The organism is Pseudomonas sp. Pse35 (genome assembly GCF_024519715.1).
GTDB classification, from domain to species: Bacteria; Pseudomonadota; Gammaproteobacteria; order Pseudomonadales; family Pseudomonadaceae; genus Aquipseudomonas; species Aquipseudomonas paracarnis.
The window spans coordinates 262,658-274,378 of sequence record NZ_JALJRP010000002.1 but is presented as its reverse complement, the minus strand read 5'-3'; the positions used below and the strand labels follow the sequence as shown (position 1 = coordinate 274,378).

Annotated in this window: 13 protein-coding genes; 4 read left to right on the top strand and 9 right to left on the bottom strand. The window is 60.8% G+C overall.

What is annotated here, in order from left to right:
• Window positions 1–53 precede the first annotated feature (53 nt).
• Both OC445_RS01930 and OC445_RS01925 read right to left on the bottom strand, forming a co-directional pair.
• The gene (locus OC445_RS01930) at window positions 54–281 is read right to left on the bottom strand and encodes a DUF1161 domain-containing protein (RefSeq protein ID WP_034129210.1); all 228 of its coding nucleotides are present in this window, start codon (window positions 279–281) and stop codon (window positions 54–56) included.
• A gap of 116 nt (window positions 282–397) precedes the next feature.
• A complete protein-coding gene (locus OC445_RS01925) occupies window positions 398–613 on the bottom strand; it encodes a dodecin (RefSeq protein WP_005783406.1) in 216 nt (71 codons plus the stop codon).
• Window positions 614–770: 157 nt separating this feature from the next.
• On the opposite strand from OC445_RS01925, the gene OC445_RS01920 reads away from it, so the two are divergent.
• The gene (locus OC445_RS01920; RefSeq protein ID WP_003187304.1) at window positions 771–1,097 is read left to right on the top strand and encodes a YqjD family protein; all 327 of its coding nucleotides are present in this window, start codon (window positions 771–773) and stop codon (window positions 1,095–1,097) included.
• A gap of 8 nt (window positions 1,098–1,105) precedes the next feature.
• On the opposite strand, the gene OC445_RS01915 is transcribed toward OC445_RS01920, so the two are convergent.
• The gene (locus OC445_RS01915; protein ID WP_054897253.1) at window positions 1,106–2,002 is read right to left on the bottom strand and encodes a LysR family transcriptional regulator; all 897 of its coding nucleotides are present in this window, start codon (window positions 2,000–2,002) and stop codon (window positions 1,106–1,108) included.
• Window positions 2,003–2,110: 108 nt separating this feature from the next.
• Here OC445_RS01915 and trpB point away from each other — a divergent pair, with 108 nt between their 5' ends.
• The 3 genes from trpB to OC445_RS01900 all read left to right on the top strand — a co-directional run bounded on the left by trpB (window position 2,111) and on the right by OC445_RS01900 (window position 5,992).
• Window positions 2,111–3,337 (top strand): tryptophan synthase subunit beta, encoded by a 1,227-nt coding sequence (gene trpB / locus OC445_RS01910; RefSeq protein ID WP_072445695.1) that lies wholly within the window; start codon window positions 2,111–2,113, stop codon window positions 3,335–3,337.
• Complete coding sequence (gene trpA / locus OC445_RS01905; protein WP_072445694.1) at window positions 3,337–4,146, top strand: tryptophan synthase subunit alpha; 810 nt, start codon at window positions 3,337–3,339, stop codon at window positions 4,144–4,146. Before trpB ends, trpA begins: the two co-directional genes overlap by 1 nt.
• A gap of 187 nt (window positions 4,147–4,333) precedes the next feature.
• Window positions 4,334–5,992: an FAD-dependent oxidoreductase gene (locus tag OC445_RS01900; RefSeq protein WP_262019920.1), complete on the top strand. Its 1,659-nt coding sequence runs from the start codon at window positions 4,334–4,336 to the stop codon at window positions 5,990–5,992.
• Between the two features lie 33 nt (window positions 5,993–6,025).
• Here the strand turns inward: OC445_RS01900 and OC445_RS01895 are convergent, their stop codons facing one another.
• The 6 genes from OC445_RS01895 to OC445_RS01870 all read right to left on the bottom strand — a co-directional run bounded on the left by OC445_RS01895 (window position 6,026) and on the right by OC445_RS01870 (window position 11,694).
• Complete coding sequence (locus tag OC445_RS01895) at window positions 6,026–7,330, bottom strand: MFS transporter (protein ID WP_032894350.1); 1,305 nt, start codon at window positions 7,328–7,330, stop codon at window positions 6,026–6,028.
• Between the two features lie 101 nt (window positions 7,331–7,431).
• Window positions 7,432–8,580 carry a galactonate dehydratase gene (dgoD, locus tag OC445_RS01890; protein WP_003187297.1) on the bottom strand — a complete coding sequence of 383 codons (1,149 nt, stop codon included), beginning with the start codon at window positions 8,578–8,580 and terminating at the stop codon, window positions 7,432–7,434.
• 48 nt (window positions 8,581–8,628) lie between these two features.
• Complete coding sequence (locus OC445_RS01885) at window positions 8,629–9,249, bottom strand: 2-dehydro-3-deoxy-6-phosphogalactonate aldolase (protein WP_057975191.1); 621 nt, start codon at window positions 9,247–9,249, stop codon at window positions 8,629–8,631.
• A gap of 1 nt (window position 9,250) precedes the next feature.
• Window positions 9,251–10,210, bottom strand: coding sequence for a 2-dehydro-3-deoxygalactonokinase (locus tag OC445_RS01880; protein WP_057975192.1), 960 nt, complete (start codon window positions 10,208–10,210; stop codon window positions 9,251–9,253).
• Window positions 10,211–10,386: 176 nt separating this feature from the next.
• Window positions 10,387–10,713: a DOPA 4,5-dioxygenase family protein gene (locus tag OC445_RS01875; RefSeq protein ID WP_198790684.1), complete on the bottom strand. Its 327-nt coding sequence runs from the start codon at window positions 10,711–10,713 to the stop codon at window positions 10,387–10,389.
• A gap of 30 nt (window positions 10,714–10,743) precedes the next feature.
• Window positions 10,744–11,694, bottom strand: coding sequence for a choline sulfate utilization transcriptional regulator (locus tag OC445_RS01870; RefSeq protein WP_181125168.1), 951 nt, complete (start codon window positions 11,692–11,694; stop codon window positions 10,744–10,746).
• Window positions 11,695–11,721: the final 27 nt, after the last annotated feature.

Below are 11,721 nucleotides of genomic sequence, written 5' to 3'. Positions count from 1 at the left end.
CCCAGCGGGAGCAAGCTCCCTCGCCACAGGTGCGTCGCTTATACAGCACGGGGTTAGCCGCGCTTGTAGGCAATTTCCTTGGTGCCACCTTCGCAGGTGCCAACTACTTTCTGGTCACTTGGCGTAGCACCTTTGTCCACCACTTCCAGCGAATACCCCGAAGCGCCGTTGGCGTCGATTTTCGCTGCGATTTCGCTTTTCAGCTCTTCACAAGGCTTGCCCGCCGCCATAGCGGTACCCGCAATGCTCAACAACCCTACCGCTAACAGAAACTTCTTCATCCGTTACTTTCCTTGCGCTGATCAAAAAGAGCGTGCCGACGCTCATCGCGTCGGCACCCGTTGTTTGTAGCGCAGGTTATGGCAATCGGCCAGCGGGCAAAGTTCAACTCTGCCGATCAACTACTGGCAATGCGGAATCCCACTTTGAGCGTGACCTGGAAGTGCGCAGCCTTGCCATCTTTGATGTGACCACGGGTTTCGGTCACCTCAAACCACTCCAGATGCTTGATGCTTTTGTTGGCTTCAGCCAGGGCATTGTTGATCGCGTCTTCGATGCTGGTGGTGGAAGAGCCTACCAGTTCGACTTTCTTGTACGTGTGATGATCACTCATGGCGTTTCTCCTTTAGGTCGTCAATCAAGACTAGCAGCGAATGTGCGTACTGCTTCAGGCGACCGTTGGGAGGCGAAAGTTCAGAATTACTGCACTTTCTGAAACCGGCGCAGTCGGTATCTACACACGCTACTCAATCACTTCAGGAGATGTCCACATGGCCAACACTTCTTTACGCAAAGCGTCGCTGGAAAGCATGGAAGCCGAGATTTCGAGCCTGCTCAAATCGCTGGAGAGCCTCAAGGACGACGCGTCCGATGAGTCGCGCAAAACGCTGAAGGCCTTGAAAAGCAATGCCGAGAACGCCCTCAAGCACTCTCGCCACCTGATCAGCGACGCCTACGAAGAAAGCAAAGTCAAAATCCGCGAAACCAGCGCTGCCACCCGTGACTACGCACAAGAGCACCCCTGGACGACCGCCGGTGTCGCCGTTGGCGCGCTGGGCCTGCTGGCGGCTTATCTGCTGTGCAAACGCGGTGACTGATTGACCGGTTACATCGGTTGACGCAACAGCTCAGCCTTGAGCCATTGCGCCAACTGCCCGGCGCGCCCGTCTGCGGCGCGCTTGGGTAGCCACAACGCCAGGTGCGCCGGGGTTTCACTGAACCCCCAAGGCGCCACCAGGCGACCCGCTCGCAGGTCCTCTGCCACCAGCGGTTCTGGCGCAATTGCCACTCCCAAGCCGGCAACCGCCGCTTCCAGCAGATAATACAAATGCTCAAACCCCTGGCCGAGTTTCAGCGCGCCGGGCTCTAGGCCGTGTTGCCGTGCCCAACTGGGCCAGGCTTGCGGACGTGAGGTGGTGTGAAGCAAGGGTTGCTCCAGCAGATCCGACGCTGGGGCCTGACGCAGTTGTTCAAAACCGGCGAAGCGGGGGCTCAAGACCGGGCCGATGCGCTCGCTGGCCAGCTCATACACCTGCATATCCGCCGGCCACGGCGGCTCAGCGAATACCAGCAAGGCATCCAGCCCCGGGCGGCGCGGGTCCAGATCGCCTTCGCCTGCCGACAGGTGCAAGCGTAAATCCGGCAAGTCAGCATTCAACCGCCCCAGCCGAGGGATAAACCAACGCGCCAGCAAACTGCCTGAACAACCAAGAACGAAGGGCGCGTCAGCGCCGCGTTGGGTGAGTTCGGCGCACACGTCGCGCAACCGCTCGAAAGCCTCGCTGCTGGCATCTCGTAGCCTGACGCCAGCATCTGTGAGTTTAAGGCCGCGCCCATCCTTGATGAACAGGCTCACGCCCAAGTGCTCCTCCAGCACTTTCAACTGGCGGCTGACCGCACCATGGGTCACGTGCAATAGCTCCGCAGCCTGGCTGACGCTGTTAAGGCGAGCGGTGGCTTCAAAAGCGCGCAGGGCGTTGAGGGGAGGAAGGTCGCGGCTCATCTGTGAGTTTTCCTGACAGGTTGCGGCGATCTTATCGGTTTTCAGGCCAAGGCGTCACGAGTAGAGTGACCGTCATTGCCTTTAAACACATTTTTCCTGGAGCGTCCCATGACTCAGTCCCAGACCGATCTACGCAACGGCCCTGACGCCAACGGCCTGTTTGGTGCGTTCGGCGGCCGCTACGTCGCTGAAACCCTGATGCCGTTGATTCTCGACCTGGCCCGTGAATACGAAGCGGCGAAGGTAGATCCGGCGTTTAACGAAGAATTGGCCTACTTTCAGCGCGATTATGTCGGGCGCCCAAGCCCGCTGTATTTTGCCGAACGCCTGACCGAGTTCTGCGGCGGCGCCAAGATCTACCTCAAGCGCGAAGAGCTCAACCACACCGGCGCGCACAAGATCAACAACTGCATCGGCCAGATCCTGCTGGCCCGGCGCATGGGCAAGAAACGCATCATCGCCGAGACCGGCGCCGGCATGCACGGCGTGGCCACCGCAACCGTGGCGGCGCGCTTTGGCCTGCAATGCGTGATCTACATGGGCACCACCGACATCGAGCGCCAGCAGGCCAACGTGTTCCGCATGAAGCTGCTGGGCGCCGAGGTCATCCCCGTGGTCGCCGGCACCGGCACCCTCAAAGACGCCATGAACGAAGCCCTGCGCGACTGGGTAACCAATGTCGACAGCACCTTCTACCTGATCGGTACCGTGGCCGGGCCACACCCATACCCGGCGATGGTGCGCGACTTCCAGGCCGTGATCGGCAAGGAAACCCGCAGCCAGCTGCAGGCCCAGGAAGGCCGCCTGCCGGACAGCCTGGTGGCGTGCATCGGCGGCGGTTCCAACGCCATGGGCCTGTTCCACCCATTCCTGGATGACACCAGCGTCGAGATCATCGGTGTTGAAGCCGCAGGCCATGGCATCGAAACCGGCAAGCACGCTGCCAGCCTCAACGGCGGCGTACCGGGCGTGCTGCACGGCAACCGCACCTTCCTGCTGCAGGACGACGACGGCCAGATCATCGACGCCCACTCGATTTCCGCAGGCCTGGACTACCCCGGCATCGGCCCGGAACACGCCTGGTTGCATGACATCGGCCGCGTCCAGTACACCTCGGTAACGGACGACGAAGCCCTGCAAGCCTTCCACAAATGCTGCCGCCTGGAAGGGATCATTCCGGCACTGGAAAGCGCCCACGCCCTGGCTGAAGTATTCAAGCGCGCGCCAAACTTGCCCAAAGATCACCTGATGGTGGTCAACCTCTCGGGCCGTGGCGACAAAGACATGCAGACCGTGATGCACCATATGGAACAGTCCAAGCAGGAGAAACACTGATGAGCCGCCTGCAAACCCGCTTTGCGCAACTTAAAGAACAAAATCGCGCCGCCCTGGTGACCTTCGTCACCGCTGGCGACCCCGGCTATGACACCTCGCTGGCGATCCTCAAGGGCTTGCCGGCCGTCGGCGCCGATGTGATCGAGCTGGGCATGCCCTTCACCGACCCGATGGCCGATGGCCCGGCCATCCAGCTGGCCAATATCCGCGCACTGGCCGCCAAGCAGAACCTGTTGAAAACCCTGCAGATGGTTCGCGAGTTCCGCCAGGACAACGACGACACGCCGCTGGTGTTGATGGGCTATTTCAACCCGATCCACAAATACGGCGTGTCGCAGTTCATTGCCGATGCCAAGGCAGCTGGCGTCGACGGCCTGATCGTGGTGGACATGCCCCCCGAGCACAACGGCGAGCTATGCGACCCGGCCCAGGCCGCAGGTATCGACTTTATCCGCCTGACCACGCCGACTACCGATGACGTGCGCCTGCCTACTGTGCTCAATGGCAGCTCCGGGTTTGTGTATTACGTGTCGGTCGCCGGTGTCACCGGGGCGGGTGCCGCCACCCTGGAACACGTCGAAGAAGCCGTGGCCCGCCTGCGCCGCCATACCGACCTGCCGATCAGCATCGGCTTTGGTATCCGCACACCCGACCAGGCAGCGGCCATCGCACGCTTGGCGGACGGGGTGGTAGTGGGTTCGGCGCTGATCGATCACATCGCCACGGCCAAGAACGACCAGCAAGCCATTGATGGCGTGCTGACCCTGTGCGCAGCGCTGTCAGAAGGTGTGCGCAACGCACGCAAGTAAGTTGCACGGCGCAACGACCGCAGCTTATACGCTAGGCTTCAAAAGAGGTGGGCATGTCGCCCACCTCCTTTTTTAATGCACTTCGTGCCCTTTGCCGTCTAACCACCTTCGCAAGCCCCGCAGTCCTTGCCCCTCGGTCGTTAAGTTAGCCGCATCAGAAGTCATTCTTGGCTCTTAGGAGTACATCATGGCATTTGATCTCGTCACCGTTTCAGACCGTCGTCACTCAACCCTGCAAAAGGGTTTCAATCTGCGCTGGCCCTTGGGCAATGTGCAGGGCCAGTCTTCGCCCAATGGCGCCAACCTGATTTACCTTTGCCGCAGCCCGCAAGACATCATGGACGCCGCCGCCCAGGCATTGGCCCTGCCCAATGGACGCATCACCGTACGCAGCGGCGGTCATTGCTACGAAGGGTTTGTCGCCAACAAGATGCCCGACAGCCCGAATGAGGTGCTGTCGATCCTGGATATCAGCGCGCTGAACCGAGTGATCTACGATGCCAACGGCCAGATCGGTTCCGAGCTGCGCCCCACGCAGCCCTTTCGCTACCGCTTTCGCCTGGAGGCCGGCGGCCAGAACTGGGACGCCTATGGCGCGTTGTACAAGCTGGCCAACAAAACCTTGCCCGGCGGCTCATGCTATAGCGTGGGCCTGGGCGGACACATTTGCGGTGGCGGCTATGGGCTGCTGTCGCGCAAGTATGGACTGGTGTGTGACTGGCTCAGCGGGGTCGATATCCTGGTGCCTGACAGCCAAGGCAAAGGGCTAGAACCGCGCCATGTCAGCAGGAACAGCACCCAACAGGACGAGTTGGACCTGTTCGCCGCGTGCTGCGGTGCGGGGGGTGGTCAATTCGGCATTATCACCAGCTATTACTTCAAGGACCTGCCACCGGCCCCCAAAGAAGTACTGTGGCTGGTGTTGGAATGGGATTGGTCAGCGCTGACCCAGGATGCACTTAGCAATCTGCTGGTGGCTTACCAGCGATGGTTCGCCAGTCATCAGAGCAACCCGGACACCTGGGGCCTGGCGACCAAACTGGAAATGCGCCACGAGCACACAGGCAATATCACCTTGGGTATCCATTATGTGGACAAGGAGGGGGAGCTGAACGACCGTGCGCCCTTCGATGATTTTGTCGACAAGATGCTCACGGCCATCGGCTTACCTGCCACCGAGTCGCTGGTGCCGTTTCATGTGGTCCATTTGCCGCCCGGCACAGCCGGCGGGCGCCCCATCGACTCAGTCTCATCCGCCCAGGCTGCGGCGCGGCGCCTGGACTGGCTGGTGTGCGAGCAAACATTGAATGGTTCGGGAGACAATCAGCGTGGGCGCTATAAATCGGCCTATCAGAAAGGTGAGTTCAGCCCCCAAGTGCTACAGGCCATCTGGACTACCCTGACCTGGCCGGACCCTGACAACCACCTGACACAAAGCCTGATCCAGATTCAGTCCTTCGGCGGCCAGATCAACGCCGCCAGCGCGCCCGTACGCAAGGAGTCGTCGGCCGCCCAGCGTTCGTCCCTCCTCAAGTGGCAACCCCAGTGTTACTGGCACGGCGACAGCGCGGCCGCGGATCAAGCCCATGCCGACTGGATCCGAGGGCTGTACGTCAATGCGTTTGCCGATGCGCAAGGCGTACCGCTCAACAATGCGTTCGAAGGCTGCTACATCAATTACCCCGACCTCGACATGACCTACACAGGCGGTAATCCGGCCAACGGCAAAAACCCCCAGTGGTACAAAATCTTCTTTCCCGATCTGATGATCGAAAGCCGCTTGCGCCGTACCAAGCAGCGCTGGGACCCGCACAATATATTTCGCAACGAGATGTCGGTGCCGTAGAACGAAAAAAGGGCGACCCGAAGGTCGCCCTTTTTACAGCTCGATCCGCTCGACTTTGCCGACCAGCAATATGTAGGAAAGCGCGCCGAGCAGCGCCAGGACCGCAATGTAGGTAATGGCCGGCGCAAATGACGAGCCACTGGCCAGAAAGCCAATCACGATAGGCGTGGCAATTGCCGCCAGGTTGCCGATGAAGTTGAACACCCCGCCGGTCAGCCCCAACAGACGGGCAGGCGCCAAGGTCGACACCAGCGACCAGGTGATCGACGCCAGGCCATTGCCGAAAAACGCCACCGCCAGAAACGCGATGACCCACCCCGTCGAGTCCACATAGTTGGCCCCGATGATCGCCGTGGAAATCAGCAGCCCACTGATGATCGGCAACTTGCGCGCAAAGCCCACCGATGCCCCACGGCGAATCAGCCAATCGGAAAACACCCCAGAACACAGCACGCCCACAAACGCGGCCAGGAACGGCAAGGAGGCCAGCAAGCCAGACTGGATAAAGTCCATGCCGCGATATTTCACCAGGTACGTCGGGAACCAGGTCAGGAAGAACCACAGCGTGGAGTTCAGGCAAAACTGGCCCAGGTAGATGCCCCACAGCTTGCGTTTGCTCAGCACGATGCCGAGGTCGGTCCAGCTGAAGGGTGCCTTGACGGTTTTAGCCTGCATGTCCACCAGCCCGCCACCGTCGCGGATCAGTTGGATTTCGGCTTCGTTGGCGCCTTTGAAATCTTTGGGCTCGCGGTACACCGCGTACCAGATCGCGGCCCACAGGATGCCGACGCCACCGGTCACCACAAACACCATGTGCCAGCCGTACTGGTGCTGCAGCCACGCCAGTACCGGAGTGAGGAACGCCAGGCCGACGAATTGCCCGGAGGTATAGACGCCGATAGCCGTGGCGCGCTCGCGCTCGGGAAACCAGGTGGTGACCACACGGCTGTTGATGGGATAGGCCGGCGCCTCCAACGCGCCCACGGCCATGCGCAGCACGAACAGCGCGATAAAGCTGGCGGCGAAACCGAGCATCACGGTGGCAATCGACCACAGCAGCAGGGCGGCCGTGTAGAGAATGCGCGGCGGCACCCGGTCTACCAGCCAGCCACCCGGGATTTGCATGGCGGCGTAGGTCCAGCCGAAGGCAGAAAAAATCAGCCCGACTTGCACCGGATCGATCCCCAGCTCGCTGGTCAGCGCGGGCGCGGCAATCGACAGGTTGCTACGGTCGAGGTAGTTGATGACCACGGTGATGAACAGCAGCACCATGATGAAAAAGCGCTTTCTGCTAGGCGTGACTAAAGAAGCCTGCCCGGTGAGGGATTCAGGGTGCATGGGGGTGCCTCTTTTTATATTTGTTGAGGAAGGAACGCGCTCAATGTGGGAGCTGGCTTGCCTGCTCCCACATTTTTTAGCGCGTTTCAATCAGGTGGAAATCACCACTCGGCAAAACTGCCATCGGCATGGCGCCAGATCGGATTGCGCCAGCGATGGCCGATGGCCGCGCGCTCAACCACATACTCCTCGTTGATCTCAATGCCCAGACCTGGGCCGTTGGGGATCTTCACAAAGCCCTGGTCATAGTCGAATACGCCTGGATCACGCACATAGTCGAGCAGATCGTTGCTTTCGTTGTAATGAATACCCAGGCTCTGCTCCTGGATAAACGCGTTGTAGCAAACCGCATCCAGTTGCAGGCATGCCGCCAAGGCAATCGGGCCCAGCGGACAGTGCAGGGCCAGGGCCACGTCGTAGGCTTCGGCCATGTTGGCGATCTTGCGGGTTTCGGTGATACCACCTGCGTGGGAGGCGTCCGGCTGGATGATGTCGACGTAGCCTTCGCTGAGCACCCGCTTGAAATCCCAGCGCGAGAACAGGCGCTCACCCAAGGCGATCGGCGTACTGGTCAGCGGGGCCAGTTCTTTCAGCGCCTCGTAGTTTTCGCTGAGCACCGGCTCTTCAATGAACATCAGTTTGTACGGGTCGAGCTCTTTCATCAGCACCTTGGCCATCGGCTTGTGCACGCGGCCATGGAAGTCGACGCCGATACCCACGTTAGGGCCGACCGCATCGCGCACGGCAGCGACGTTGGCCAGGGCCAGGTCGACTTTTTCGAAGCTGTCGACAAACTGCAATTCTTCGGTGCCATTCATTTTCACGGCTGTGAAGCCACGGGCCACCGCCTCTTTGGCGGCACGGGCAGTATCGGCGGGGCGGTCACCGCCGATCCATGAGTACACACGGATCTTGTCACGCACCTGGCCGCCCAGCAGATCGCTGACCGATACACCGAGGGCCTTGCCCTTGATGTCCCACAACGCCTGGTCGATGCCGGCGAGGGCGCTCATGTGCACCGCGCCACCTCGGTAGAAGCCGCCGCGATAGAGCACGGTCCAGATATCTTCGATATTGCGTGGGTCTTTGCCGATCAGGTAGTCGGACAGTTCTTCGACAGCGGCAGCCACCGTGTGAGCGCGGCCCTCGACCACAGGCTCACCCCAGCCGGTCACACCCTGGTCGGTTTCGACCTTGAGGAAGCACCAGCGCGGCGGAACGATAAAGGTCGTCAGTTTGGTGATTTTCATCTCTTGTCTCTCTTATAGATGCAGCGCCTGTGGGCGCGGAATATGCTCTCAGCTCAGGGCTTTCCAGGCGGCGACATAAGCCTGGGCACGGCTCGCAACCTGATCCACTGTCATGCCCGGCTTGAACAGCCCGGAACCCAATCCGAAGCCCTTGGCGCCGGCGTCGGTAAACACCTGCATGTTGTCCGGGGTAATGCCGCCCACCGGCAGCAGCAACGTGCCCGCCGGCAATACCGCCAGCCATGCCTTGATCACTGAAGGGCCCATCTGCTCGGCCGGGAACAGCTTCAACACATCGGCGCCTTCGGCCAGTGCGGCAAAGGCTTCGGTAGGCGTGGCTACCCCAGGCGACAAGTACAGGCCCGCCGCTTTGGCGGCACGCAGCACCTTGGCATCGCTGTGGGGCATGACGATCACCTGGCCTCCGGCCGCCTTGACCTGTTCGACCTGCTCAGGCGTCAACACCGTGCCGGCACCGATCAGGCAATCGGCGGGCAAGCTGTCGCGCAGGGTACGGATACTGGTGTAGGGGTCTGGCGAGTTGAGCGGCACTTCGATCACGCGAAAACCCGCGTCGTACAGCACCTGGCCGACCGCCTGGGCTTCGTCGGGGCGTAGGCCGCGCAGGATGGCGATCAAACCGTTTTGTGCGAGTGCTTGCTTGAGCATGTCAGGCCTCCAGTACAGGTCGAATGAGCCCGGCGGCTTGCGCCAGTTGCCACAGGCCACGCTCGGTGGCTTCTTGCGCCAGGCTGACGTGGGCAAATCCGCAATGGGCGAGGGCGCGTTGATAGCGGGCGCAAAGTGCAGCAGCGCCGACCAGGATGATCGGCTGATGTTTGGCCGAATCTGGCAAGCCGGCGAGCTCATGGCCGATGAGCAGGCCAGACAGGTAATCGGGTTGCTGGTCGGGCGCCAGCTGCGCAGTGAGCCCAAGGGTACGGGCACTGAACAGGGTTGAAAGCACGCCACGCTGGCCATCGTTGGACAGCGCCACGCGCACGCCTTGATCAAACGCCTCGGCCTGGAACTGCTCGCTCGCTTGTTGGGTACGCCCCAGGATGCTGTGCTTGCTCAACACCGCAAACACTTCGCCAGTCATGAAGGTATCGAAATGGGTAATGCGGCCTTCCACCACCTCGACCCACTTGGAATGGCTGCCGGGCAGGCCGATCAACACCTGGGGCCCAAGGCCTTGCAGTACGCCGAGCACTTGGGTTTCTTCGCCACGCATGACATTAGGCAGACCCACTTGCTCGATCACCCCCGGCACGATATGCACCTGCACCCCACGCAGGCTGCGTATGCCATGCAACGCCTGGCCGAGACTGGCGACATCCACCGGCGTGCTGCGATAGGCCGCCTCGCTCCAACCCTGTGCGCTGCCGACCATGCCGCAAGCGATTACCGGCAGCCCGGGCTGGGCATCAAGCCAATCGCCGCAGGCGCTATCGAACGCCAGTTCAAAGCCGTCAGTGCATAGCACACCGGCTATTTCCCGGGGCTCTGTGGGCAAATGCATGATGCCCCAGGCTTGCGAGCGCTGTTCCAGCACAACGCCCGCGGGACCAAGTTTGTAAGCACGAAGGGAGCTGGTCCCCCAATCGAGCGCGATCAATTGCGCCTGCATCGCTTCACCTGAAATGAGTGGGTGCTGAAAAAAGCAGATGGGCGAATATAAACCTAGGGAGCGGAATATCTCAATATATAAATATCAATCCCATATAATGAGACAAGACAAGATAAATCCTACAAACATTCTTGTTTTTACTTAGGGAAGGCCGCGGATTTATCGGGTAAGGAAGGTTAAAAAATCGACAAGTCCAGCTCGCGCATCGCGCCCATCCAGATGGCGTAATCGGTGTGGTCCTTGAGGTCGTCACCGGTTTCAGGGTGCAGGAACACCACCAGACCATTGCGATGCAGCGCCAGCCACGGCAACACCACGCCGATATATTCCGGCTCGAACGCCAGCTGGCAACTCCAATCCGGGTGCGGGCCCACGGGCCGCTCGTGCACACGGCCCATGCGCAGCGGGAACAACTTGGCGGCGTCTTCACAGAGCGTGCGCGCCTGCTCAAGCGTGCTGGCGTCGAAGTAGATATGGGCGTGGTAGCCCTTGATACGTTGCATGACTGACTCCGGTTCCACTGTGCGCCGATCCTAGACCGCAATCGACGGCAGGGCCAGCCCGGTCAACGAGTGCGCACTGTTGGCCTGTTCCGCCACAAGCCACTCGACAAAGCGGTCCACCAACTGTCCGCGGCGTTTGCGCTGGGGTTGCACCACGTAATAGCCCAAGCGCGAGGTCACCGTGGAGCTGATCGGCCGGCACAGCCAATTCTGCTCCAGCAGGTTATCCACCAGGTGGCGCCAGCCGATGGCGACGCCCTGGCCGGCAATCGCGGCCTGGATCAGCAAGGTGTAGTTGTCGAAGCGCAATTGCCCAGGGGTCGGCGCAGCCGTGATACCCAGTTCGCGGAACACTCCGTTCCAGTCAAACCACTGGCTGTTGTTTTCCTGGCGCAGGTGCAGCAACGGGCAGTCTTGCAAGGTCTGCACCGTCAGGGGCGCGACCTGCTCCTTGAGCCACTGTGGGCTGCACACCGGGAACACTTCCTCATTGAACAACCACAGGCTCTCGCCCTGCTTGAAACGGCCATCGCCGAACAGCACCGCCACATCAATATCGCTGCGCAGGGTGGCCGGGTTGCGCTCACTGGTGACCAGGCTGACATCCACCTGCGGGTTGGCCTGGTGAAAACGATGCAGGCGTGGCATCAGCCAATAGGCGGCGAAGGCAAAGTCGGTGGCGACTTGCAGCACTTCATGCTGGCTTTGTTGAGTGATGGCGCCGAGCCCCTGGTTGATGTTCTGCAGGCCGCCTTGCACATGCTCGAACAGCAGGGCACCGGCGTCAGTCAGTTCGATGCCGCGGTAAATGCGATCAAACAGGCGGATCGCCAGTTGCTCTTCAAGGCGTTTGATTTGCTGGCTGACCGCCGGTTGGGTGGTGCCCAGCTCCATCGCGGCCGCGGTGAAACTGCGATGACGCGCCGCTGCCTCAAAGGCGCGCAGCAAATCGAGAGAGAGGTCACCCAGCGCTTCATACATAAGCTCAACTTATCCTAGTCATTGCTG